This window comes from Pseudomonas sp. PS01298 (assembly GCF_029959745.1).
Classification (GTDB): Bacteria; Pseudomonadota; Gammaproteobacteria; order Pseudomonadales; family Pseudomonadaceae; genus Aquipseudomonas; species Aquipseudomonas aylmerensis.
The window spans coordinates 20277-44159 of the sequence record NZ_JASCPP010000012.1 but is presented as its reverse complement, the minus strand read 5'-3'; the positions used below and the strand labels follow the sequence as shown (position 1 = coordinate 44159).

At 62.3% G+C, this 23883-nt stretch carries 21 protein-coding genes; 12 read left to right on the top strand and 9 right to left on the bottom strand.

Going from position 1 to position 23883, the window contains the following annotated elements; all coding sequences use genetic code 11:
* Positions 1–69 precede the first annotated feature (69 nt).
* From QMX97_RS07580 to QMX97_RS07565, 4 genes are all read left to right on the top strand, one after another.
* Positions 70–1143, top strand: coding sequence for a serine hydrolase (locus QMX97_RS07580; protein ID WP_282396649.1), 1074 nt, complete (start codon positions 70–72; stop codon positions 1141–1143).
* A complete protein-coding gene (locus QMX97_RS07575; protein WP_282396648.1) occupies positions 1140–1454 on the top strand; it encodes an amidase in 315 nt (104 codons plus the stop codon). The genes QMX97_RS07580 and QMX97_RS07575 overlap by 4 nt, the downstream gene beginning before the upstream one ends.
* A 338-nt stretch (positions 1455–1792) precedes the next feature.
* On the top strand, positions 1793–2374 hold the full coding sequence (locus tag QMX97_RS07570) for a YceI family protein (protein WP_065899461.1): 582 nt from the start codon (positions 1793–1795) through the stop codon (positions 2372–2374).
* Between the two features lies 1 nt (position 2375).
* Entirely contained in the window at positions 2376–3533 is a 1158-nt protein-coding gene (locus tag QMX97_RS07565; protein ID WP_282396647.1) for a phosphatidylserine/phosphatidylglycerophosphate/cardiolipin synthase family protein, read from the top strand.
* Positions 3534–3647: 114 nt separating this feature from the next.
* Here QMX97_RS07565 and bglX read toward each other — a convergent pair whose 3' ends face one another.
* Positions 3648–5939 (bottom strand): beta-glucosidase BglX, encoded by a 2292-nt coding sequence (gene bglX, locus QMX97_RS07560; RefSeq protein WP_282396646.1) that lies wholly within the window; start codon positions 5937–5939, stop codon positions 3648–3650.
* A 238-nt stretch (positions 5940–6177) separates the two neighbouring features.
* Here bglX and QMX97_RS07555 point away from each other — a divergent pair, with 238 nt between their 5' ends.
* The 4 genes from QMX97_RS07555 to QMX97_RS07540 all read left to right on the top strand — a co-directional run bounded on the left by QMX97_RS07555 (position 6178) and on the right by QMX97_RS07540 (position 9624).
* Positions 6178–6789 carry a LemA family protein gene (locus QMX97_RS07555; protein WP_106804894.1) on the top strand — a complete coding sequence of 204 codons (612 nt, stop codon included), beginning with the start codon at positions 6178–6180 and terminating at the stop codon, positions 6787–6789.
* A gap of 18 nt (positions 6790–6807) precedes the next feature.
* On the top strand, positions 6808–7536 hold the full coding sequence (locus tag QMX97_RS07550) for a TPM domain-containing protein (RefSeq protein ID WP_065899457.1): 729 nt from the start codon (positions 6808–6810) through the stop codon (positions 7534–7536).
* A gap of 31 nt (positions 7537–7567) precedes the next feature.
* Complete coding sequence (locus QMX97_RS07545; RefSeq protein ID WP_106804892.1) at positions 7568–8185, top strand: TPM domain-containing protein; 618 nt, start codon at positions 7568–7570, stop codon at positions 8183–8185.
* A 221-nt stretch (positions 8186–8406) separates the two neighbouring features.
* Complete coding sequence (locus QMX97_RS07540) at positions 8407–9624, top strand: SAM-dependent methyltransferase (RefSeq protein ID WP_065899455.1); 1218 nt, start codon at positions 8407–8409, stop codon at positions 9622–9624.
* Between the two features lie 731 nt (positions 9625–10355).
* On the opposite strand, the gene QMX97_RS07535 is transcribed toward QMX97_RS07540, so the two are convergent.
* The 6 genes from QMX97_RS07535 to QMX97_RS07510 all read right to left on the bottom strand — a co-directional run bounded on the left by QMX97_RS07535 (position 10356) and on the right by QMX97_RS07510 (position 17497).
* A complete protein-coding gene (locus tag QMX97_RS07535; RefSeq protein ID WP_282396645.1) occupies positions 10356–11255 on the bottom strand; it encodes a DMT family transporter in 900 nt (299 codons plus the stop codon).
* Between the two features lie 182 nt (positions 11256–11437).
* Positions 11438–14008, bottom strand: coding sequence for a TonB-dependent receptor (locus tag QMX97_RS07530; protein ID WP_282396644.1), 2571 nt, complete (start codon positions 14006–14008; stop codon positions 11438–11440).
* A 127-nt stretch (positions 14009–14135) separates the two neighbouring features.
* Entirely contained in the window at positions 14136–15104 is a 969-nt protein-coding gene (locus QMX97_RS07525; RefSeq protein ID WP_282396643.1) for a FecR domain-containing protein, read from the bottom strand.
* Complete coding sequence (locus QMX97_RS07520; protein ID WP_065899451.1) at positions 15101–15640, bottom strand: sigma-70 family RNA polymerase sigma factor; 540 nt, start codon at positions 15638–15640, stop codon at positions 15101–15103. Before QMX97_RS07520 ends, QMX97_RS07525 begins: the two co-directional genes overlap by 4 nt.
* A 172-nt stretch (positions 15641–15812) precedes the next feature.
* Positions 15813–16685 carry a dihydrodipicolinate synthase family protein gene (locus tag QMX97_RS07515; protein ID WP_282396642.1) on the bottom strand — a complete coding sequence of 291 codons (873 nt, stop codon included), beginning with the start codon at positions 16683–16685 and terminating at the stop codon, positions 15813–15815.
* Positions 16686–16714: 29 nt separating this feature from the next.
* Positions 16715–17497, bottom strand: a complete 783-nt coding sequence (locus QMX97_RS07510; protein WP_065899449.1) for an aldolase — start codon at positions 17495–17497, stop codon at positions 16715–16717.
* Positions 17498–17657: 160 nt separating this feature from the next.
* On the opposite strand from QMX97_RS07510, the gene QMX97_RS07505 reads away from it, so the two are divergent.
* Entirely contained in the window at positions 17658–18185 is a 528-nt protein-coding gene (locus QMX97_RS07505; RefSeq protein ID WP_282396641.1) for an XRE family transcriptional regulator, read from the top strand.
* Between the two features lie 80 nt (positions 18186–18265).
* Here the strand turns inward: QMX97_RS07505 and QMX97_RS07500 are convergent, their stop codons facing one another.
* Entirely contained in the window at positions 18266–19282 is a 1017-nt protein-coding gene (locus QMX97_RS07500; RefSeq protein WP_065899447.1) for a DUF4917 family protein, read from the bottom strand.
* Positions 19283–19407: 125 nt separating this feature from the next.
* Here QMX97_RS07500 and yiaY point away from each other — a divergent pair, with 125 nt between their 5' ends.
* A complete protein-coding gene (gene yiaY / locus QMX97_RS07495) occupies positions 19408–20556 on the top strand; it encodes an L-threonine dehydrogenase (RefSeq protein ID WP_282396640.1) in 1149 nt (382 codons plus the stop codon).
* On the opposite strand, the gene QMX97_RS07490 is transcribed toward yiaY, so the two are convergent.
* On the bottom strand, positions 20523–21710 hold the full coding sequence (locus tag QMX97_RS07490) for an MFS transporter (protein ID WP_282396639.1): 1188 nt from the start codon (positions 21708–21710) through the stop codon (positions 20523–20525). The genes yiaY and QMX97_RS07490 overlap by 34 nt on opposite strands.
* Positions 21711–22171: 461 nt before the next feature.
* Between QMX97_RS07490 and QMX97_RS07485 the strand changes: the two genes are divergently transcribed.
* Entirely contained in the window at positions 22172–22846 is a 675-nt protein-coding gene (locus QMX97_RS07485) for an NAD(P)H-binding protein (protein ID WP_065899445.1), read from the top strand.
* Positions 22846–23754, top strand: a complete 909-nt coding sequence (locus QMX97_RS07480; RefSeq protein WP_120447824.1) for a LysR family transcriptional regulator — start codon at positions 22846–22848, stop codon at positions 23752–23754. The genes QMX97_RS07485 and QMX97_RS07480 overlap by 1 nt, the downstream gene beginning before the upstream one ends.
* The last annotated feature ends 129 nt before the right edge of the window (positions 23755–23883 follow it).

Here is a 23883-nt window from a genome sequence, read left to right as displayed (position 1 = left end):
GGTTGTCACAAAACCATCATTAGTCTCGGCTAGCCTCGCGGGCTTGAATGCCCCCTTGAGTTTGCGTCCATGGTCCGAGGCCTGTTGTGCGTTGCCCTGCTGTTAGCCACCGTCACCGCCCGCGCCGAAGCCTGGCCGGACAAGGACTGGGTCAAGGGCACACCGCTTGAAGGCCCCGCTGTCGAAGCGCTCAACACTTATGCGTTCCCGCCGCGTGATGACACCACCCGACAAGGCATCCGCACCGATGCGTTGCTGGTGATCCGTGACGGCCAAATCATTTATGAACGCTACGCCGCGCCCACCACTGCCACCACGCCACACCTGACCTGGTCCATCAGCAAAAGCCTGATGGCCACCGTGCTGGGCGTGGCCTTCGGTGATAATCGCTTCAAACTGACCGACCCGGCGGCGCGGTTTTACCCGCCGATGAAACAGCACCCCACGGTGACCATGGCTGACCTGTTGCACTGGGCCTCGGGCCTGGACTGGCAGGAAGACTACGAATACGCCCCGTTGAAATCCTCGGTGGTGGCGATGCTCTACACCCGTGGCCACGCCGACATGGCCGAGTTCGCCGCCGACACCGAAGTTTTCGCCGCCCCGGGCCAGGTCTTTCGTTACTCCAGCGGTGACAGCAATATTCTCTCCGCCACCCTTAAAGGCATGCTCGGCCACAAGGCCTACATGAGCTACCCGTGGGATGCACTGTTCAAGCCGCTGGGGATTCACAACGCCACGTGGGAGACCGACGCCGACGAAACCTTTGTCGCCTCGTCCTACGCCTACCTCACCGCCCGTGATCTGGCGCGTGTCGGTCTGCTGATGGCGCGAGACGGGCGCTGGGGGGAGCAACAGCTGGTGCCCAAGGCCTGGGTCGATTTCAATCGCCAGCCGTTCGGTCGCTACCAGGCCGGCCAGGACGAAGCCGTGCCTGGCGGCCAATGGTGGCTCAACCAAGGGGCTCCACGCCCGTGGCCCGACGCCCCTGCGGACACCTTCGCCGCCCTGGGTCACTGGGGCCAGGCGCTGTTTGTGATGCCTGAAGAACATTTGGTGATCGTGCGCTACGGCGATGACCGCGATGGCAGCTACCGCCATAACGAACTGCTCAAGCGCGTGCTGGCGGCGGTGAAGCCATGATCCGTCGTCGCCCGTGTACCAGCCTGTTTCTGCTGCTGTTGCTCGCCCTGCTGGGATGGATCTGGCACGAGCGCGTCAACCTGCAAGCCTTCCCCGACATCATCGCGGCCTATACCGCCAAGGAGTATTGCTCGTGTCGGTATGTGGCGAACAACCCGGCTGAATATTGCCGGGGGTATGTGCAGCAGTACGTGCCCACCAGCGCATTCACCGACAACCCGGAGCGCAGTGAAGTGACGGCCAGTGGGTTGGGGCGCACACACAGCGCGCGGTGGTTCGGCGATCGGCAGGGGTGTCGCCTCAACCCCTGACACACCACCTTACCATACAGTAACCACCTTGCCGGCGATGGCGGCGGCACCGGCGATAGGGTTGTCGGCTGGTCTACCGCTATCGCAGGCAAGCCAGCTCCCACATTTGCTCGGCTTTGTCAGCTCCATCGCGCCAGCACGCGGTGCCATGTGTCGCCCGAATTCCTGACACACCACCTTCCCATGCAGGCGCCGGCAAGCCGGCGATAGGATTGTCGGCTGGTCTACCGCCATCGCAGGCAAGCCAGCTCCTACGTTTGCTCGGCTTTGTCAGTTCCATTGCACCGGGCCCACGGCACAGTTAAGGTTCGTGCAGGTTTTTTGCCGCATGAGTCTTTATGTTCAATGTCAAACCCCTGGCCTTCTTCCTGCTGATCGCCGCCGCTGCGCCTGCACACGCCGATTGGTACCTGGACAACGAGTCCTCGCGCCTGTCCTTCGTGACGACCAAAAACACCGAGATTGCCGAGGTGCAGCGCTTCCTGGTGTTGCACGGCAAGGTCGACGGCAAAGGCGCGGCGCAGTTGGAGGTGGAGCTGGAGTCGGTCAATAGTGGCATTCCGCTGCGCGATGAGCGCATGCGCAATCAGTTGTTCGAGATCAAGACCTTCCCTGACGCGCTGATCAACGCGCAGATCAACCTGCAACCCATCAACGACCTGGCGCCTGGCGCGCAGTTGGAATTGCGCCTGCCACTGAGCGTGACGTTGCATGGCAAGACCCAGACCTACAGCGCCGAGCTGTTGGCAACGCGCCTGGATGATCGACGGTTCCAGGTGGTGACCCTGGAACCGGTGGTGTTGCATGCCGAGGATTTCGAGCTGGTGCCGGGTGTGGCCGCGTTGCGCAAGGCGGCGGGGCTCAAGTCGATCAGTTTGTCGGTGCCGGTGGGTGCGGTGCTGATTTTCACGGCGCGCTGACGTGAGCGGCGCGGTCTTCCCGTGGCGCAGCGCCAACCGTTTCGAGTTGTTGATCGACGGCCCGCAATTTTTCCCACAGATGTTGGTGGGCATTGCCCGCGCCGAGCGGCAAGTCGATGTGGAGTTGTACCTGGTGGAAGCCGGCGCCTGCGCCGAAGCCATGGTGCAGGCGCTGGTGTTGGCCGCCGAACGCGGGGTGCAGGTGCGCTGCCTGTTTGATGATTACGGTAGCCTGGCCTTTGCCTTGGGGCTGCGCAAACGCTTGACCGACGCCGGTGTGGCGTTGCGTTTTTACAATCGCCTGAACTGGCGACGGTGGATGCGCAATCTCTACCGTGACCACCGCAAGCTGTTGTTGATCGACCAGCACATCGCCGTGGTCGGTGGCACGGGCGTTACCGATGAGTTCTGGACGCCGGGGCAAGACACTGCCGACTGGCACGAAGTGATGGTGCAGATCAGCGGCCCGCTGGTGCAGGACTGGCAGGCACTGTTCGATCGCCAGTGGCACGCCAACGCCGCGCGGCGCGAGTGGAAACCTGCCACGCATTTTGGTTTACCCCGCTTGCCCAAGGTGCCGGCGACCGGGCCGGGCCTGGGGCGCGTGGCCTATGCCGATGCCCGCCAGCACCGCGATATTCTGCAATCGCTAATCCGCGCCTTGAACAGCGGCCAGCACCGTATCTGGCTGGCCACGCCGTATTTCCTACCGACCTGGAGTGTCCGCCGTGCCTTGCGCCGCGCAGCCGGGCGCGGGGTGGACGTGCGCCTGTTGCTCACCGGCCCACGCACCGATCACCCGTCCGTGCGCTACGCCGGGCACCGTTATTACCCGCGCCTGCTGCGTTCGGGGGTGCAGATCTTTGAATACCAGCCGTGTTTCCTGCACCTGAAGATGGTGCTGGTGGACGATTGGGTCAGCGTCGGCTCATGCAACTTTGATCACTGGAATTTGCGCTTCAACCTGGAAGCCAACCTGGAAGCGTTGGACCCGGAATTGACGCAGGCGGTGGCGGGCAGTTTCGAGCGCGACTTTGCCCAGAGCCTGGCGGTGAGCCTGGAGGCGTGGAAGGCGCGGCCATTGTGGCGGCGGGTGAAGCAGCGGGTGTGGGGGTGGATTGATCGGCTGGTGGTCAACTTGCTTGATCGACGCGGCTGATTCGCTCACATCGATAAACGGTGGGAGCTGGCTTGCCTGCGATAGCGGCGGTGAATGTTCCACCACTATCGCAGGCAAGCCAGCTTCCACATTGACCGTGTCTACAGCTTCAGGTCAGAGCAGTTCGAAGGTTTGTTGCTGCACATCCTGGGAGTCCAGCCCGATCTGCACGTTGAACTGGCCGGGTTCGGCGGCGTACTTCAACTGGGTGTTGTAGAACTTCAAATCGTCCTCGGTGATGGTGAAGTGCAGCGTGCGCTCCTCACCGGCCTTGAGCATGACCTTCTGGAAGTTCTTCAGTTCTTTGATCGGGCGGATCATCGAGCCGGCCACGTCCTGGATATACAGCTGCACCACGGTTTCGCCGTCGACCTTGCCGGTGTTTTTCAGCGTGACACTGGCGTCGAGCTTGCCGGTCTTGTTCAGGGTGGTCGACGACAACGCCATTTCCGACAGGCTGAACGTGGTGTAGCTCAGGCCATAACCGAACGGGAACAGCGGCCCGGTGACGTCATCGAAGTACTGCGAGGTGTAGTTGCCCGGCTTGCCCGGGGTAAAGGGCCGGCCGATGGTCAGGTGGTTGTAGTAGGTCGGAATCTGCCCCACCGAACGTGGGAAGGTGATCGGCAGCTTGCCCGACGGGTTGTAGTCACCGAACAGCACGTCGGCAATCGCGTTGCCGCCTTCGGTGCCGGCGAACCAGGTTTCCAGGATCGCGTCGGCCTGTTGGTTCTCTTCGAGGATCGACAGCGGCCGACCGTTCATCAGCACCAGCACCAGCGGCTTGCCGGTGGCCTTGAGGGCCTTGATCAGGTCGCGCTGGCTTTGCGGGATGTTCAGGTCGGTGCGGCTGGACGACTCGTGGGACATGCCGCGCGATTCACCCACGGCAGCCACCACCACGTCGGCATCCTTGGCGGCCGTGACCGCTTCATCGATCAGCACTTGCGGCGAGCGGGTGTCATCCACCACTTCCGGGGCATCGAAGTTGAGGAAGTTGAGGTAGTCGACCACGGCCTTGTCGTTGGTGATGTTGGCGCCCCGCGCGTAGATCACCTTGCCTTTTTCGCCGATCACGGCATTCATGCCGTCGAGCAGGGTCACCGACTGCGCCGGTTTGCCGGCGGCGGCCCAGCTGCCCATCATGTCGATCGGTGCCTTGGCCAGCGGGCCGACGAGGGCGATGGTCGCGGACTTTTTCAGCGGCAGGGCGTCGTTCTGGTTCTTCAGCAGTACCAGGCTGCGGCGCGCGATATCGCGGGCCTCGCTGCGGTGCAGGCGGCTTTCGGCGTAAGTGTCGGCCGGGTCATCCTCGGCCTTGCCGATGCGCAGGTACGGGTCGGCGAACAGGCCCATGTCGTACTTGGCGCCGAGCACTTCGCGCACGGCGTTGTCGATGTCGCTCTGCTCGATCTCGCCGGACTTGAGCAAGCCGGGCAATTCCTTGCCGTACAGCGAGTCGTTCATGCTCATGTCGATGCCGGCCTTGATCGCCAGCTTGGCGGCTTCACGCCCGTCCTTGGCCACGCCGTGCTTGATCAGCTCGAAGATCGCGCCATGGTCGCTCACGGCCAGGCCCTTGAAGCCCCAGTCCTTGCGCAGCAGATCGTTCATCAGCCAGGTGTTGGCGGTGGCGGGGACGCCGTTGATCGAGTTCAGGGCGACCATCACGCCGCCGGAGCCGGCCTTGATCGCCGCGTGGTAGGGCGGCAGGTAGTCCTGGTACATCTTGACCGGGCTCATGTCGACCACGTTGTAGTCACGCCCGCCTTCCACCGCGCCGTACAGGGCGAAGTGCTTGACGCTGGCCATGATGCTGTCGGCATTGGCGGGGCTGGTGCCCTGAAAGGCCTTGACCATCACTTCGGCGATGCGCGAGACCAGGTAGGTGTCTTCGCCGAAACCTTCGGAGGTGCGGCCCCAGCGCGGGTCGCGGGAGATGTCGACCATCGGCGCGAAGGTGATGTCGAGGCTGTCGGCGGCAGCTTCCTGAGCGGCGATGCGCCCGGAGCGGCCGATGGCGTCCATGTCCCAGCTGGACGCCAGGGCCAGGCTGATCGGGAAAATCGTGCGGTGGCCGTGGATCACGTCATAGGCGAAGAACATCGGGATCTTCAACCGGCTGCGCATGGCCGCGTCCTGCATCGGACGGTTTTCCGGGCGGGTGATCGAGTTGAAGGTGCCACCGATGCGGCCGGCGGCGATTTCCTTGCGGATCAGCTCGCGGGGCATCTCGGGGCCGATGCTGATCAGGCGCAACTGGCCGATCTTTTCATCGAGGGTCATCTGCTTGAGCAGGTCGCTGACGAAGGCGTCCTTGTCCTTGAGCGCAGCAGGCTTTGTTTCTGCCCAGACGGGGTGGGTGGCCAGAGTGGCAACAAGGCCGAGCAAACACAGCTTCTTCATGAATATCCTTTTTCGGCTCACTGCACAGCGCTGGGGCTGATCGGCCAAAATGTGGGGAGCGTCTATTGTTGTTCGGGTGTTGTTCAGATAAATGCAGCACACTCTGAACTCTTTTTCGCGCTGGGCATCTTTGTAGCTGATTGGCTCAATGCATTCCAGTGGTGGCGGATTATGCCCCAAGCGCGCGGTTTATAGGGTTAGTCGTCACATTCCATCCAGTTTGGTCAGGAGAAACACCATGCAAGCAGCACACTCTTCCCGCTGGGGCCTCAAGGCCGCGGCTTTGCTACTGATCAGCACGGTGCTGAGCGGTTGCGGCATCAACACCATCCCGACCCTGGATGAACAGGCCAAGGCCGCCTGGGGCCAGGTGCAGAACCAGTATCAACGCCGTGCCGACCTGATCCCCAACCTGGTGGAAGTGGTCAAGGGCTACGCTGCCCATGAGCAGGACACCCTGACCGCCGTCATTGAGGCACGGGCCAAGGCCACCTCGATCCAGGTGGATGCCAGCACCCTCGACAACCCGGAAAAACTCAAGCAGTTCCAGCAGGCCCAGGATGGCTTGAGCGGTGCCCTCAGCCGCTTGATGGTGGTGTCCGAGCGCTACCCGGACCTGAAGGCCAACCAGAACTTCCTGGCCCTGCAATCGCAGCTTGAAGGCACCGAAAACCGTATCGCCGTGGCCCGCCGCGACTTTATCCAGGCGGTGCAGGCCTACAACACCGAGATCCGCACTTTCCCCGGTCGCTTGTGGCACAGCGTGATGTACAGCGATCTGCCGATCCGCGCCACGTTTGAAGCCACCAGTGCCGATGCCGATAAAGCGCCGCAAGTGAAGTTCAAATAAGGCTGCATTGAGGTGTCGATGCGTTTATTCAGGATAGGCCTGGCGCTGTGGCTGCTGGCCTGCGTGGGCGTGGCCCAGGCGGCGCTGACCTTCCCGGCATTGACCGGTCGGGTGGTGGACACCGCCCAGATGATCGACCCGGCGACCCGGGAGCAGATCACCCAGCAATTGCAGGCGCTCGAGCAAGCCCGTGGCGACCAGATCGTGGTGGTCACGGTGCCCGACCTGCAGGGTGTGCCGATTGAAGACTACGGTTATCAGTTGGGCCGCCAGTGGGGCATTGGCCAGAAGGGCAAGGACAACGGCGCGCTGTTGATCGTCGCCCGCGATGAGCGCAAATTGCGCATCGAAGTCGGCTATGGCCTGGAAGGCGTGCTGACCGATGCGCAGTCCTGGGTGATCATCAACCAGGTGATCGCGCCCAAGTTCAAGGCCGGCAATTACAGCCAGGGCATCAGCGATGGTGTTTCGGCGATGGTGCAGGTGGTCGGCGGTGAACCGCTGGCGGTGCCGGCGCACGTGGCGGACGCCAACTTTGCCAAGGATAATCCGGGGTTTTCCATCGGCCTGTTTATCTTGCTGATCGGTGTGCTGTGGCTGTGCAATCGGCTGGGGCTGCCGGTGGGCGCCATCTTGCTGGCGATCCTCAGCAGCAGCGGGCGCGGCGGTGGTGGCGGAGGCGGAGGCGGTGGTTTCCGCGGCGGCGGTGGCGGCTTCGGCGGCGGCGGGGCCTCGGGCGGCTGGTAATGACAATAACGACAACAGAGCATCTACAACCATGGCACTACTGAGTGAACACGAGCAACGCCAGGTCGCCGAGGCGATTGCCCGCGTCGAGCAGCAGACCGACGCCGAACTGGTGACGGTACTGGCTGCCCGCGCGGACGACTACGCCTACATCCCACTGCTGTGGGCCAGCCTGATCGCGTTGGTGGTGCCGGGTGTGGTGCATTACTTGTCCGGCTACTTGACCATGTACACCTTGCTGTTGGCGCAATGGGCGACGTTTATCGTGCTGTGCCTGGTGTTTCGCCTGCCCAAGGTCACCACCCGCCTGATCCCGCGCTCGGTGCGCCATTGGCGCGCGTCCAACCTGGCGCGCCGGCAGTTCCTGGAGCAGAACCTGCACCACACGCTGGGCAGCACCGGTGTGCTGATTTTTGTCAGCGAGGCCGAGCGCTACGTGGAGATCCTGGTGGATGAGGGGATTTCCAAGCGCCTGGATGACAGCAGTTGGGACACCATCGTCAGGGCGTTCACTCAGCAAGTGAAACAGGGGCAGACACTGGCGGGGTTTATTGCCTGCATTGAAGCCTGCGGGGAGTTGCTCAAGGTGCATGTGCCGGTCACGCAGACCCGCAATGAACTGCCCAATCGCCTGGTCGTGCTCGAATAGTCCATCTTGCTCCAGGTCGGAACTGGCTTGCCTGCGGGGCGGGCAACTCGGTCTGTCAGGCCCGTCGAGGTGATGCAATCGCGGGCAAGCCCGGCTCCCACAAAAGGTGCGTCCCGCCGTGGATGGGCAGGGTTGATTGACCGTTGATCAAATAACCCCGTGCCCTCGGCCCCCATCCCCCCTAAAATCCCCGGCATCCCCAGCCCGAGGCTTTTTTGTTCATGTCTGTCACCGCTCAACCTGCCCGCCCTGCGCCGGATCATCACGCCCAGTTCATCGAACTGTTGAGCGCAAGCCTGGCGCAGCATGCGTTTATCAAGCTGGTGCTGGCCAAGTACGTTGGTGCGGAAGCCGAGCTGCAACGGCTGATCATCAAGCAGGTAGAGGTCAAGGAGCAGCCGTGCCTGTCCTTCGTCTACCGCTACAAGACCCGCGACATCACCAAGAATTTCGCGCTGGCCGAAGGCGTGGCGATGATTGCCGAGTTGCTGCCGGCGTCCTTCAAGAACGCGCACCTGCTGTCGCTGACGGATGAAGCGCAGCTGGAATACAGCAAGAAGAACAAAAGCTCGCTGTTCAAAAGCAAGCCGCAGCAACTGCGCGAGGCGCCTTCGGCTGAGCATAACCGCGAGAAGAATCGCTTTCTCGACCTGAGCCGGCCGTTCCTCGCTGACCTCGGCGTGACCGATGCCAGGCAGGCGCTGATCCCGTCGATGTCGCGCAAGTGGAAGCAGATCAACAAGTTCATCGAAGTGTTCAGCCATGCGCTGACCTCATCACCGTTGAAACTGGACCAGCCGGTGCGCGTCGCCGACTTCGGCTCGGGCAAGGGTTACCTGACCTTTGCGATTCACGATTACCTGCGCAACACCCTCAAGGCCGAGGGTGAAGTGACCGGCGTGGAACTGCGTGAAGACATGGTGACCCTGTGCAACAGCGCCGCTGCGCGCCTGGAGCATCCGGGCCTGGTGTTCAAGTGCGGCGACGTGCGCAGCGTGGCGCCGAGCGAGCTGGACGTGATGATCGCCCTGCATGCCTGCGACATTGCCACCGATTACGCGATCCACACCGGCATCCGTTCCGGCGCGTCGATCATCATGTGCTCGCCGTGCTGCCATAAGCAGATTCGCCTGCAGATCCAGAGCCCGGCGCTGCTCAAGCCGATGCTGCAGTACGGCCTGCACCTGGGCCAGCAGGCGGAAATGGTCACCGACAGCTTGCGTGCGCTGTTCCTCGAAGCCTGTGGCTACGAGACCAAAGTGTTCGAGTTCATCTCGTTGGAGCACACCAACAAGAACAAGATGATCCTCGCGGTCAAGCGCGCCGAGCCTTTGGACAACGCGCAGTTGCTGGCGAAAATCCAGGAGCTGAAGGCGTTCTACCACATCACCGAGCACTGCCTGGAAACCCTGCTGCGGGCGGATGGCTTCTTGAACTGAACACACCACGTGCAGGCGCTGGCTTGTGTGGGAGCTTTCGAGCTTTAGCGAGGCTGCGAAAGCGGCGGTATTGGCGATAGAGGGGTTGGCTGACCGACCGCTTTCGCGAGCAAGCCCGCTCCCACATTTTGACCGTACCCCGCCACAGATCTCGTAGCCATCCCGCGATCCCCCTGTGGCAGCTGTCGAGCTTTAGCGAGGCTGCGAAGGCGGCGGCATGGGCGATAGAGGGGTTGGCTGACCGGCCGCTTTCGCGGGCAAGCCCGCTCCCACATTTTGACCGTACTCGGCCACAGATCTCACATACCCCCGCAATCCCCTGTGGGAGCTCTCGAGCTTTAGCGAGGCTGCGAAGGCGGCGGCACGGGCGATAGAGGGTTGGCTGACCGACCGCTTTCGCGGGCAAGCCCGCTCCCACATTTTGACCGTACCCCGCCACAGATCTCATAGCCATCCCGCAATCCCCTGTGGCAGCTGTCGAGCTTTAGCGAGGCTGCGAAAGCGGCGGTATTGGCGATAGAGTGGTGGGCTGATTCACCGCTTTCGCGGGCAAGCTCGCTCCCACATTTTGACCGTACCCGGCCACAGATCTCATAGCCATTCCGCGATTCCCCTGTGGGAGCTGTCGAGCTTTAGCGAGGCTGCGAAGGCGGCGGCATGGGCGATAGCGGGGTTGGCTGACCGGCCGCTTTCGCGGGAAAGCCCGGCTCCCACACAAGCCGGCGCCTGCATTAGATAGCGTTTACCTTTGGCGCCGGCGCAGGCTGCACCGCCGTCTTGCGCCCGAGCATCACCGTGACGATCACCCCACAGGCGAACAGCCACGTAATCGGCTCGATATGTTCGCCAAAGAACAGCGCCGAAAAGGCGATGGTGAAGAAGATCTGCAGCAATTGGATCTGGCTGACCCGCGCGATCCCGCCCATGGCCAACCCTGCGTACCAGGCGAAGAATCCCAGGAACTGCGAGAACAGCGACACATAGCCAAACGCCCACCAGGTGCGCATCGAAATCGCGCCTTGATGCTGCGCCGCCAAGTACCAGACCGGGCCGATCAGCACCGGCGTCGACAGTACCAGCGCCCAGCAGATCACTTGCCAGCCGCCCATCTCCTTGGCCAGCCGGCCGCCTTCGGCATAGCCCAGCCCGCCGACGGCAATCGCGCCGAGCATCAACAAATCGCCGGCCTGAATACTGCCGGCGCCGGTGATCAGCGCGTAACTCAACACCAGCGCACTGCCCAGCGCCGCGCAGGCCCAGAAGGCTTTGGACGGTCGCTCATGCGACAGCCACGCGGCATACAGTGCCACGCACAAGGGTTGCAGGCCGTTGACCAGCGCGCCATGGGAGGCTGGCAAGGTTTGCATGGCCCAGGCCGACAACACCGGAAAGCCCAGGATCACTCCGGCGATCACCAGGCACAGCCCGCGCAGCTGGCGCCAGGTCGGCCAGCGCTCACGACGCCACAGCAACAGCGCCGCCGCCGGAATCGCCGCGAACAGCGCACGGCCGAGGCCGTTGAGCAACGGGTGGATTTCCTGCACCACGATGCGGGTGAAAGGCAGGGTCAGGCTGAAGATGATGACGCCCAGCAGGCCGAGGGCCATGCCGGTATTTTCGCGCGAACTCATGGGAGGGATCCGAAATCCAGAGGGCTTCAAGGGAAGCCCATCTAGCCACATCCCCCGCCAATCGCGGGCCTACAGCTGGGTGCGGATTTATCCGTACAGTTGCGGGCCAGGGCGATGGGATCGCTGCTGTTTCGCGGGTAAACCAAGTCGCCCGCATCGCCGGCACGCCGCCGCCTACAGGTTCAGAAGAACCGCGTGATGCTGATCTTGGCGTTGCGCCCTTCGCTGTAGACACCGTCGCCGCTGAGTGCTGGCTGGTAGCTGCGGTTGAACAGGTTGTCGACGGTGAAGTTGATCTCGGTGCCTTTGAGACCCGCCTGCTGCGGTTTCCAGTTGGCGAACAGGCCCTGGGTGTCGTAGCTGGGGTTTTCGGTCTGGTCGTAGATAAAGTCGCCAATGGTGGAGTTGAAGCCGCCAGGATAAATGTCGGTAGGCACGCGATCGGTCTTGCGCACAAACTGGCCCTGCCAGCCCACTTGGGCGTCCCAGCTCGGGATCTTGGTGCCGAGGACTACCACCCATTTGGCCGGTGGAATATCCCGTGCCCACACGTGCCGGTCGGTAGCCCAAGGGTTGGTGTAGGGGTTATCTCGTTTACCTGTAGCCCAGGAGTAAGTCAGGGAGCCGAACACGTACGTCGAGTCGTAGTAGCTTTCCAGCTCGAAGCCCTTGATGGTCATGCCGCCCACGTTGCGATAGTTGGTCCTGGACGCCGCATCGGTGCACACCGCATCGATACTGCCCGGCACGGTCATTTGCCGTTCGCAGCCGAGGCCGGTGGCCTTCATGATCTCGTCTTCGATGCGGTTGTGAAACAGCGTGGTGCGCAACTGCAGGTTGTCATCGCGGGTGAAGACGCCGGAGAAGTGCGTGACGTTGCCCGCCGTAATCGCGGTGATGCGCTCCGGGTCGAGGTTGAGGCTGGTGGCGCTGCGCGTGCTGGCAGAGCCTTGCACCTCGTACTGCTCATCGATGACCGGCGCGCGCCAGGTGCGGTTCCAGCTGGCGAAGAAGGCGACATCCGGGGTCACGTTCCAGAAGGCTGCCAGGCGTGGCGACCAACCGGTGTAGGTGCGGTCGCTGTAGTCATGGCCGACGCGCGGGTCCGGGCTGCTGTAGTACGGCGCATCGTTGGCTTCGCCGCGGTTGCGCACGTGGTCATAGCGCAGGGACGGCGTGAGGGTGACGTCGCCAAGTGTCACGGCGTCCTGCAGGTAGAACGCATTGGTGTCGACTTTGCCGTGGGGCATGAAGTACGGCTGGAAATGGCCATAGTTGTATCTAGCGGTGTTGTAGGTCGCGCCCGGCATCCAGCTTTCGGTTTCGCGGTCGTGCTTGCGCACCTGCACGCCGGTGGTTACGGCGTGTTCCAGCGGGCCGGTGGTAAACAGGCTGATGTTGCGCAGCTCAAGGATGCGGTCAGTGTAAGACGTTTCCATCTTGCGCCCGCCGGTGGCCAGGCTGATCACCGCATTCTCGGCGCGCTCGTCGGTCTGATCGGTCTTGGAGAACGAGTAGCTGAGTTTCAAGTCGATCAGCGGGTTGTTCAACGGCTGGTATTCGTACTTGCCTGACCAGGTGGTGTCCACGGTTTCGCGGTCGGCCAGAAAGCGTTTCAGTGCGCCTTCGTAGCCATATCGGTCGATGGCTGATTGCGTCGGCGGCGACGGGTAGGTTTTAGCCGAGAACGGCGCCATGCGCTCGCTTCTGGCGCTGGAATAGGACAGGCCCATGCTGTGCTCGTCGGTGAAGTGCGCGTTGAACTTGAGCAGCTCGCCTTCTACATCCTGCGCGCTGTTGGGCAGGCGCTTGGGGTTGATCGGGTATTCGTTGCGTGGGTCGGGCGGGGTGCCGGCGAGCTTCAAGTCGTCGCCGTCGCGTTTGGTCAGGTAGATCAGGCCATCCATGCGGCCGTCGTCGGTGCGGCCATACACTGCGCCGGTGTACACCTGTTCGTGGGTGTTGCTGGAGTAGCCGTACTTGGCCATCGCCCCGGCGTTACGCCCATCCTTGAGCAGGTCCGGCGCATCCTTGGTGATCATGTTGACCGTGCCGCCGAAACCGCCGTTGCCGTTGAACGGCGAATACGGACCTTTCTCCACCTCAATGCTTTTGATCAGCTCGGGTTCGATGAACACCGTGCCTTGCTGGTAGCGCTCGAAGCCGCTTTTGGTCGCGCCATCCACGGTCATTGGCACATCTTCGGCATCGCCCATGCCGCGAATGTTGATGGTCTGGCCACCGGGCTTGGGCGAGCCGCCCATGGACACTCCCGGCAAGGTCTGCAGCAGCGAAGGGATGTTGTCGGGCTGGTAGCGGTCGATATCGGCCTGGCTCAAGGTGGAGCGCCCGACGGTGCTGGAGTCGACCTCGTTGCCGGTGCCGATCACGCTCAGGGCTTCCAGCTGGATCGCGCCGCTCTGGGTGGTTTTTGCCTCTTCGGGCTTTACCACGTAAGTGCTGCCGACCCTGATCAGGATGAACTCGCCGTTTTTCAGCAGGGTGCGAATCGCCACTTCCGGGCTGAACTCACCGTTGAGCGCCGGTGCCTGCACGTTCTTGAGCAGTGCTTCATCGAACAACAGCTGGATCTTCGCCTGCTGCGCCACTTGGCTCAGCGACGTGCCCAGCGACTGGGCGGGCAATTGCAGCTTGAACGACTCGGCCTGGGCGCTGAGGCTGAAGGCCAGGCAGGTGGCAATGACGGTCGGTCGAAGAAACAGGTGCGAAGCGTGGCAAGGCGCGCGAAACATGAAATCCCCCGGTGTGGCCAAGTGGCCGAAAAATGCGTGCGTATCAAACGCAGACCGGAGGAAGACGGGGCAGGCAAAAAAATCCACACCTGCGAATGAAAAATATTCTCAAGTACTGTTTCGAGGGTTATTTGTTGGGCTCGATCCGCACGATGCCATCGGCCGAAGCCACGGTTTTCACTGGCAGCAAGGCGGGCAGGGCGTTGAGCAGGGCGTCCGGATCGTTGACATCGAGATTGCCCGAGACCTTCAGTTGCGCCACCGCATTGCTGACCTGCAACGGCGCCTGGGGACGGTAGAGGCTCAGTTCATCGATCAGGCTGACCAGCTCGCGGTTGCGAAACGACAAGTGCCCGCTGCGCCAGTCGGCCACTTCTTCGGCGGTGAGGGTTTGTTGCTGCACGGTGCCCTTGGCGTAGCTGTAGGTGGCGCGCTGCTGGGCGCCGAGCAGGGTTACCGGGCTCTTTGCGTCCGGCTCGAAAGCCACCTTGCCGTGGGCGACGCTGACCACCAGTTGCTGTTGGCTGCGGCGTACATCGAAGCCGGTGCCGACCACCCGCACATAGGCCTCGCCGGCCTGCACGAACAGCGGCCGCTCCTTGTCGGCGGCCGCCTCGATATACAGCTGGCCCTTGTCCAGGTGCACGATGCGCTGGTGCGCGGTGAAGTCCACGCGCAGGCGCGTGTTGGCATTTACATACAGCGTGCTGCCGTCGGGCAGGTTGAAGGTGCGCATGCCCTTGGCATGGGCCGCCACTTGCGTGTGATACAGCTCGCGGGGCGCGCCGATATGCGTGGCCAGCACGGCGCACAACACTGCGGCGGCGACGGCCAGGGCAGGGCGCCACACCGACGGCTTGCGCTTGGGCAGGGGCACCGGTTTGTTCAGTTGCTGCAACTGTGCCAGGTCGGCCCACAGTTGCTCGAACTCGGCATAGGCGCGAGCATGCGCCGCAACCGCATGCCAGGCGGCAAACGCCTTGCGGTCGGCACGGCTCGCGTCATTACGGTTGCGTGCAAACCAGCTGGCGGCTTGGGCATCGATGGAGTCACTCGCTTCGATATCCAGGGCGTCGGTGTCGCTCAGGCGGTTCATTCTGGCTGCTCCGTGCCGGGGTCTGATTGAAGGCGTCGCTTGCAATGCAGCAGGGCAAAAGCGATGTGCTTTTCCACCATGCTCGTCGAAATGCCCATGCGCTCGGCGATCTGCGCCTGACTCAAGCCTTCGAAGCGGTGCAGCATAAGGGCTTCTCGCCGGCGCGGCGAGAGTTCGGCGAGGACTTCTTTCAACTGTTCCAGGCGTTGCAAGCGCTGCGCGGCGGCCATGGGATCGTTTTGCTCGTCGGTGACCGGTTCGGCGTCCCTGTCGGCCTGATCGGAATGGGCGGTGTGCCGTACCTTCTGTCTGCGCCAGTGATCACGCAGCAGATTGCGCGCCATCTGGAACAGAAAGGCCCGTGGCTGCTCGACCTTGGCCCGGTCGCGGTAGTCCAGCCACTGGGTAAAGACATCCTGGGTCATGTCCGCCGCGTCGCTGGCGTTGTCCGTGCGTTTGCGCAGGAAATGCAGAATATCTGCATAAAACCCGCGAAAAGCATCGGCCGACAGCGGGTCGGGCTTGGGACGAGACATGGATATCCTTCGTGACGAAGCACGGCGTAGAAATGCTGCGAATGATATCGAGAATTATTGTCATTTGTCTCGGTTTAATTGTCGACGCCGGCTTGTCGACGATCGCGTCGGGGCAGTCGATGTTGATGTTGACTGCGAGAGCGCTATCGCCGGCAAGCCGGTTCCTACAGGGTCAGCGCAGCAATGTCTTTAGTTGCTCGATCCCGGCTTCACTCAACGGGAACACCGGCAACCGTGGATCGCCGGCTTCCAGCCCGGTCAGGCGCAAGCCGGCCTTGATCGTTGCCGGTAGTCCGCCCTTGAGGATGAACTCCAGCAGCGGCAGTTGGCGGTAGAACAGTTCCCGCGCCTGGGTCAGATCATTCGCCAGCACCGCGTCGTACAAAGCCAGGTTGAGCTGTGGGATCAGATTTGGCGCTGCGGTGCACCAGCCTTTGGCACCCGCCACGAAGGCTTCCAGTGCCAGCGGGTTGCACCCGTTGAAGAACTGCACGTCGCTGTGGCGCCGTAATTGGTGCATGCGTTGAATATCGCCGGTGCTCTCCTTGACCATCGTCACGTTCTCCACGTGCTTGACGATCCGCAGGATCAAATCCACCGACATGTCCGTGCCGCTGGTGGCCGGGTTGTTGTAGAGCATGATCGGCACGCCGATGCTGTCGCCAATCGCAGCGTAGTGGGCGAGGATTTCCGCTTCGCTGAGTTTCCAGTACGAGGCCGGCAGCACCATCACCACATCGGCGCCATTTGCCTCGGCGTAACGGGCGCGCCGCACGGCTTTAGCGGTGGTCAGGTCCGAGACGCTGACCACAGTCGGTACCCGCCGGGCAATTTTTGCCAGGCTGTAGGCGCTGACTTCATCCCACTCGGCATCGCTCAGATAAGCGCCTTCGCCGGTGCTGCCCAGGGGCGCGATGGCATGGACGCCGGCGTCGATCAAGCGGTCGATGGAGCGGCCGAGGGCGTCGAGGTCGATGCGCTTACCGTCAGCGCTGAAGGGGGTGATGGTGTAGCCGATGATGCCGTGAATATCGGGGCTGGACATGGGAAGTCTCCTGTCGGAAAAGGGGCGGGTCAGTTCAGGCAATCGGCGTGCTGGCGCAGGTTCTGTCGCACGTAGTAATTGAACGCGGCGCCATGGCGCTTGGGCCGGGAGATCCAGTCGTGGGCCTCGCGCCCCAGCTCCGGCAGGATCGGCTTGATCGTGCCGGCCGCCATCGCCAGCAACTGCAGCTTGGCGGCGCGCTCGATCAACTGTGCAATCACGCAGGCCTCCTCGACGCTCGCGCCGGTCGACAACTGGCCGTGGTGCGAAAGCAGGATCGCGCGTTTGTCACCGAGTGCCGCGGTGATGATTTCGCCTTCTTCGTTGCCCACCGGCACCCCTGGCCAGGCCTCGAGGAACGCGCAGTCTTCGTACAGCGGGCAGAGGTCCATGTGGGACACCTGCAGCGGTACTTCCAGCATCGACAGCGCGGCGATATGCGTGGGGTGTGTGTGAATGATGCAGTTCACATCCGGGCGCCCTCGGTAGACCCAGCTGTGGAAACGGTTGGCCGGGTTGGGAATGCCGTGGCCTTCCAGCACTTCAAGGTCCTCGTTTACCAACAGCAGGTTGCTGGCGGTGATCTCATCGAAGCCCAGCCCCAATTGCTGGGTGTAATAGGTGCCGTGTTCGGGCCCGCGCGCAGTGATCTGCCCGGCGAGGCCCGAGTCGTGGCCGTGCTCGAAGAGGATACGGCAGGTCAGCGCCAGCTTTTGCCGCACGGTCCACGTATTATCCGCCAGGGTATTTTGCATCTGGATCAGTGCTTGCTTGACCAGCTGGTCTTTCGGGAGTGCTAATGTCTTGGCCATATCGGTGTCCTTTGGGTGGTTCAATGGACGTCTGGTTTGCTGGTCTCCCGCTGCTCGCAAGGTCGCTGGGTGAACGCAAATGACACTAAAGATGCTATATGACACAAAGTGTCATTGGCAAGCACAGCTCATCGCTTCCTGCATGGATTAACCGCGGAACATGTCTATCCGTTTGAAATTATTGAGAAAAAAACTTGGCGTAACCTTGGAGAGCCTGGCTGAAAAGTCCGGGATGACCAAGAGCTACCTGTCCAAGGTTGAGCGCGGCCTCAACACGCCGTCGATTGCCGCCGCGCTGAAACTGGCCAAGGCGCTGAACGTGAAGGTCGAAGAGCTGTTCAGCGAAGACAGCGTCAGCCTCGACAGCTACAGCCTGGTGCGCAGCCATGAACGGCCCGACACGGCGCCCGGTTACGCGGTGCTCGCCCATCAGGTCAGCGAACGCAGCCTGCTGCCCTTCATCATCTACCCGCCGGCGGAATTCACCGACAAGACCTTCAAGGAGCACGTGGGGGAGGAGTTTCTGTTTGTGCATGAAGGCCAGGTCGAAGTGGATTTCATGACTGAGCGCGTGATCCTCGAGCGTGGCGATGCGCTGCACTTCAATGCGCAGAAGCCCCACCGCCTGCGCTCGGTGGGGCCGGTGCAGGCGCAATTGCTGGTGGTGGTGCACAGCGCGCAGGACTGACGTCACTTGGGTGTTGTGAACACGCTCATGGTGGACGCTGGCAAGCCAGCGCCTTTATTTGATCGAAGTCGCCCGGAAAGTCAGCGTTCGACCGGGACTGACAGCGCAGGATTGCCCAACGGATGGGTGCGCGCCGCAAAGAATTCCAGCGCCACGCCCGACCCATCAAACAGCTCAGAGTACCGCCGCTTCTGCTGGCGAATAAACCCGTCGCTGCGCCCCGATACCGAGATTGCCAGCGTGGTCACCGGGGCTTGGCGAATCGCATCCACCAAGTGTTTATCCTGCGGCCCGAGGTCGTGGCCGAAGAGGCACAGCGCGCCTTCATGGGTCAGCAGTTGCTCATAGCAGAACGACAGGTAATCCGAGCTGCGGATGGTCTTGAGCTTCTCGTCTACCGTGCCTTCGCTGACGAACAGCGGCACATCGTCGAGGGTCTTGATCGTGTTATTGATCGCAAAACTGCTCAGCAGGGTGCTGTCGGTGGTCGGCAATTTGCGCGCGGTCCCGTCGAGGTTGCGCACCAGGTGCAGGCCTCCGTGCAGGTACAGAATGCGCGTGGCCTCGGTGCGCGTGTTGCGCAGGTCGAAGCTTGAGTCGGCGCTGCGAAACAGGTCGTCGATGCCTGGCGTGTGCAGGATCGCCCAGTAGTTGAGCAAGTCGTAGTTACTGGTAAACACCGTGGTGTATTGCGCCAGCTCCGCGTTGATCGTCGCCAGCGTCGACGGCTGCACCAGGCGCCACGGAATGTGCACCGCGTGGATGGTATTGATCAGCGCTTCCTTGATCGCGTAGTAGCGATTGCGCGGTGCCGCCGAGCTGACTGCCAGGGCCTTGTTGACCCGGCTGGTGGTCTTCAGCGCGCCAAGGGCCTGTTCGAAGCTGCGGGTTTGCAGGGCGTCGAACACGCTGAGTTCGGACTGGCCGAGGGGTTTTTCTTCGACGGTGCGCGCGTTTTCGAACAGCGAGTCGTAGGCGAAGTCTTCCCAAATCGTACGGCTGGCGCCGTTGCCGATCAGAATCCCGCTGAAGGCAGTGCGGCTGCGCAGTGCGCTCCAGTCTTCAAGGTGGGCGTCAATATCCTGGAAATCCTTCATTGCGGCGGGTCTACTCGAATTCGGCTGGACGGTGACTTTATCACGAGCCGGCGTTGATCCTGATCAAGATGCCGCAGGCGGGTGAAGTCGATGCTGTAGGCATAAACGTCATCCGAGGATTCGCCATGAGCAGCACCTTCTTCATTCCCGCCGTCAATATCATGGGCACCGATTGCCTCGACGAAGCCATGACCGCTATCCGCAACTACGGTTTTCGCAAGGCACTGATCGTCACCGACGCCGGCCTGGCCAAGGCGGGCGTGGCCAGCATGATCGCCGAGAAATTGGCGATGCAGGACATCGACTCGGTGATCTACGACGGCGCCAAGCCCAACCCCAATGTGGAAAACGTCGAGAACGGCCTGGCGCTGCTGCAACACAGCGCCTGCGATTTCGTCGTGTCCCTGGGCGGCGGCTCGCCCCATGACTGCGCCAAGGGCATCGCGCTGTGCGCCACCAACGGCGGGCATATTGGCGACTACGAAGGCGTCGACCGATCGAGCAAGCCGCAACTGCCGCTGGTGGCCATCAACACCACCGCCGGCACCGCCAGCGAGATGACCCGTTTCTGCATCATCACCGACGAAAGCCGCCACGTGAAAATGGCCATCGTCGACCGTAACGTCACGCCACTGCTGTCGGTCAACGACCCGGCGCTGATGGTCGGCATGCCCAAGGGCCTCACCGCCGCCACCGGCATGGACGCCCTGACTCACGCCATCGAAGCCTATGTGTCCACTGCTGCCACGCCGATCACCGACGCCTGCGCGATCAAGGCCATCGAGCTGATCAGCGCCAACCTGCGCCTGGCCGTACGCGACGGCAGCGACAAGGCCGCACGGGAAAAAATGGCGTACGCTCAGTTCCTGGCGGGCATGGCGTTCAACAACGCGTCCCTGGGTTTCGTGCACGCCATGGCCCACCAGTTGGGCGGGCTCTACGACCTGCCCCATGGCGTGTGTAACGCGGTGCTGTTGCCCCACGTGCAAAGCTTCAACGCCAGCGTCAGCGCCAAGCGCTTGAGCGACGTCGGCCGCGCGCTGGGAGCGGATGTCAAAGGCAGCACGGACGAAGAGGGCGCCCAGGCCGCCATCGCCGCGATTCGTGCGCTGTCCCTGGACGTCGAAATCCCCGCCGGGCTGCGCGAGCTGGGCGCCAAGTTGCAGGACATTCCGCTGTTGGCCACTAACGCGTTGAAGGACGCGTGCGGGCTGACCAACCCGCGCCGGGCGGATCAGCGTCAGATCGAGGAGATCTTTCGCAGCGCGTTCTGATCCGTACGGCACCCGGCGGCGCACAGAAATGCGCCGCCTGCCAACGCCATGCACAACAATGCCAATGGCCATGATTGCTGACTCACCAACAGGCTGGCCACGCCGCCGATCATGGCGGCCATCAGTTGATGCATAAAACCGCTCAAGGCCATGGCGTAAGGGCCGTTGATGGGGGAACCATCATTGGCCAGGGACAAGCTGATCGGGTAACTCATCGACTGGCCGAACACCGCCAGGCAATACGGTAACCACAGCAGCACAGCGAGCCCGCTGGCAAATACACTGCCGAGCAACATCACGGCAGCCCCCAGCAATATCAAGGCCACGCCCCAACTCATCATCGTCAACCGCCCCGTTTGTACAACGAGGCGATTGACCATCAACGCCCCTGCCAGATACGCGCCGCTTATCGGCCATCCCAGCCAGCCATACTGCGTCGCGCTCCAGCCGAAGTGCCCCTGCAGTATCAGTGGTGCGCAGGTGTTGAACGCAATGATGACGCCATAGCCCAGGCCGCCGATCATGGCCGCGTGGAGAAAGCCGGGGTGTTGCATAATTGTGGCGTAGATCCGCCAGGTCGGTAGCGAGGAAGCCGCCTTCACCCGCCGCGCAAACGTTACCCACCGCAAGATCACCATCAACGTGACGGCTGCGATCGCCAACGTATAAAAGATCGCTTTCCAGCCGAATGCCACTTGCACCAGCGAACCTGCAAACTGGCCAATACCCAGCGCGATCACAAAGGTCATGCCCAACCACGACAAGCCTTTGGCCAACAGTTCCCCGCTGAAGCTATCCCGCACCAACACTCGCGCCATCACCGAAACACCGCCCGCGCCGACTCCCTGAATCAGCCGCAATACCAAGAATGTTTCTACGTTCAACGCCGATGGAATGGCGCTACTGGCCATGGCATATACCGCCAGTGACGCCAGCAATACCGGCTTTCTGCCAAACCGTTCGCTCAGTCTCCCCCACAGCAGCATCGGCAGCGCCATACCCACCAGGTACACCGCCAGAGCCAAGGCTACCTGGTCCTCGGCGGCGCGCAGGGCTAGGGCGATGGCGGGCACTGCGGGCAAGTAACTGCTGATGCCGAGCTGGGCGAGGAAAGCGGCGCAGCAGGCGAGGGTAAGGGTCGTGGTGCTTCTCAAGGGGTGACATCCGTCAGTGGTACTTCTGAAGTCATCATCGAAAATCCAGCTGCCAACATGAACCGTGCGATGTGATGCTCTGATTATTGAGCAACCGCAAACGTCAGCGGTTGTCGTGTTCTTCTAGAAGCATCACGAGTCTTGAACAAAATGAACGTATCGTTTGAGGGAGCATGTCCGCGCGCAGTGTTATACGAATGGCGGCTTTTCCTCTGTCAGGCGTTTCCTATAGAGAGGACGTCGCGCGGACTTTCTAATGTGGGCAGCCTCCTACGATACTCAGTGGCAATTAATCGCCTTGGGCTGTCCAGTCATGGCTCAAGGCGCCGGCGCCGTTCAATTTGTTGAGGTCGGCTCTCACGATAGTGAGTAAGGTGGCAGCGTAGGGGGCGAATGTGACGACGGCCTATGACGGCCTGTCTCTCAGATAGCCAAAACGAGCGGGATGAAGGGAGTGCTAGATGAGAGTTCTGTTATTCGGTGCCACCGGCATGGTCGGCCAGGGCGTCCTGCGCGAGTGCCTGCTTGCCCCTGACGTGCAGGAAGTGGTCGCCGTCGGGCGCACGCCGCTGACCCAGGAGCATGGCAAGCTGCATCAGGTGTTGCACAGCGACATGCTGGATTTCCAGCCGTTGGAAAACTTGCTGCAAGGCTTTGACGCGTGCTTTTTCTGCCTCGGGGTGTCCTCGGCGGGCATGAATGAAACCCGCTACACCCACCTCACCTATGACCTCACCCTCGTTGCCGCCAGCACCCTGGCTCGGCTCAATCCGCAGATGACCTTCATTTACGTGTCCGGCGCCGGGACGGACAGTTCCGAGGCCGGCAAGTCGATGTGGGCGCGGGTCAAGGGCAAGACCGAGAATGCCTTGTTGCGCCTGCCGTTCAAGGCGGTTTACCTGTTCCGACCCGGGATCATCCAGCCGTTGCATGGGGTGCGCTCGAAGACGCCGTTGTATCAGGCGTTTTACTCCGTGCTCGGGCCGTTGCTGTCGTCTGTGCGTCGGCTCAAGCCGGGTTGGGTGGTCAGTACTGAAACCGTTGGCCGGGCCATGCTGGCGGCGGTGCGCCATGGCGCGCCACAGCCGGTGGTGGAGCAGGCCGAGATCAATCGCCTGGCGTCCGAGCGCGGCTGATGTTGCACAAGAGCCTGGTGCGCCGCCTGGACCTGATCACCCTGCAACTGTTCGTCGCGGTGTTCGAGGAGGGCACCCTGACCCGCGCCGCGGCCCGCGAAGCCATCGCGGTGTCGGCTGCCAGCAAGCGCCTGATGGAGTTGGAGCAGGTGCTCGGCGTGAGCCTGTTTGTGCGTCGGGCCAAGGGCATGGACCTGACCGCGGCCGGCGAGACCCTGTTGCACCACGCGCGGCAGATGCTGTTCAACGTGGAAAAAATGGGCCTGGAACTCGGTGAGCACAGCCACGGTGTGCGTGGTTACGTGCGGATGCTGGCCAATTTGTCGGCGATCATTGAGTTCCTTCCGGAAGACCTGCGCGATTTTTCCGAACTGCACCCCGAAGTCAAGACCGACCTTGAAGAGCGCCCCAGCAACGGCGTGGTCCAGGGCGTGCTGGATGGCGTCGCCGACCTGGGCATCTGCTCCAGCGACACCGACACCAAGGGCCTGCCCAGCGTGACCTATCGCCATGACAAACTGGTGGTGCTGATGCCGGCGGATCACGCGTTGGCGGCACGCGCATCCCTGGCTTTCGCCGACACTCTGGACAGCGACTACGTTGGCCTGCACGCCGCCAGCTCGATCAACATGCGCACCCACGCCGCCGCGCGCGAGGCCGGCAAAATGTTGCGCCTGCGCATCCACGTGCCGGGGTTTGATGCGATGTGCCGGATGGTCCAGGCCAATATGGGCATCGGCATCCTGCCGCAGAAGGCCTACGAACTGTTTGGCCGCGCCCTGGGATTGCACGCGGTGCCGCTGACCGATGCATGGTCGCACCGCAGCCTGATCCTGGTGGTGCGCGATGAAGCGCAGTTGTCGCCCGTCAGCCGCTTGCTGTTCGACTACCTCAGCGCGCCCCTGTAGAAGCCCTGCGGCGATGGCGATCTCGACATCGCCGCAGGGCTCAAGCATCCGGTCGCTCACCAGTGTGTTCGCGTTTCGCGAACGCTCCTTGCCAACTGACGGTTGGATTTTTCCTGCGACTGTCCTCTA

Coding starts and splice junctions, on each gene's coding strand:
- QMX97_RS07500 (WP_065899447.1), bottom strand. CDS start 19,282: ATGAAGGATTTCCAGGATATTGACGCCCACCTTGAAGACTGGAGCGCA.
- QMX97_RS07570 (WP_065899461.1), top strand. CDS start 1,793: ATGTTCAATGTCAAACCCCTGGCCTTCTTCCTGCTGATCGCCGCCGCT.
- QMX97_RS07580 (WP_282396649.1), top strand. CDS start 70: ATGGTCCGAGGCCTGTTGTGCGTTGCCCTGCTGTTAGCCACCGTCACC.
- QMX97_RS07535 (WP_282396645.1), bottom strand. CDS start 11,255: ATGAGTTCGCGCGAAAATACCGGCATGGCCCTCGGCCTGCTGGGCGTC.
- yiaY (WP_282396640.1), top strand. CDS start 19,408: ATGAGCAGCACCTTCTTCATTCCCGCCGTCAATATCATGGGCACCGAT.
- QMX97_RS07575 (WP_282396648.1), top strand. CDS start 1,140: ATGATCCGTCGTCGCCCGTGTACCAGCCTGTTTCTGCTGCTGTTGCTC.
- QMX97_RS07505 (WP_282396641.1), top strand. CDS start 17,658: ATGTCTATCCGTTTGAAATTATTGAGAAAAAAACTTGGCGTAACCTTG.
- QMX97_RS07520 (WP_065899451.1), bottom strand. CDS start 15,640: ATGTCTCGTCCCAAGCCCGACCCGCTGTCGGCCGATGCTTTTCGCGGG.
- QMX97_RS07510 (WP_065899449.1), bottom strand. CDS start 17,497: ATGGCCAAGACATTAGCACTCCCGAAAGACCAGCTGGTCAAGCAAGCA.
- QMX97_RS07555 (WP_106804894.1), top strand. CDS start 6,178: ATGCAAGCAGCACACTCTTCCCGCTGGGGCCTCAAGGCCGCGGCTTTG.
- QMX97_RS07485 (WP_065899445.1), top strand. CDS start 22,172: ATGAGAGTTCTGTTATTCGGTGCCACCGGCATGGTCGGCCAGGGCGTC.
- QMX97_RS07515 (WP_282396642.1), bottom strand. CDS start 16,685: ATGTCCAGCCCCGATATTCACGGCATCATCGGCTACACCATCACCCCC.
- bglX (WP_282396646.1), bottom strand. CDS start 5,939: ATGAAGAAGCTGTGTTTGCTCGGCCTTGTTGCCACTCTGGCCACCCAC.
- QMX97_RS07545 (WP_106804892.1), top strand. CDS start 7,568: ATGGCACTACTGAGTGAACACGAGCAACGCCAGGTCGCCGAGGCGATT.
- QMX97_RS07530 (WP_282396644.1), bottom strand. CDS start 14,008: ATGTTTCGCGCGCCTTGCCACGCTTCGCACCTGTTTCTTCGACCGACC.
- QMX97_RS07480 (WP_120447824.1), top strand. CDS start 22,846: ATGTTGCACAAGAGCCTGGTGCGCCGCCTGGACCTGATCACCCTGCAA.
- QMX97_RS07550 (WP_065899457.1), top strand. CDS start 6,808: ATGCGTTTATTCAGGATAGGCCTGGCGCTGTGGCTGCTGGCCTGCGTG.
- QMX97_RS07525 (WP_282396643.1), bottom strand. CDS start 15,104: ATGAACCGCCTGAGCGACACCGACGCCCTGGATATCGAAGCGAGTGAC.
- QMX97_RS07540 (WP_065899455.1), top strand. CDS start 8,407: ATGTCTGTCACCGCTCAACCTGCCCGCCCTGCGCCGGATCATCACGCC.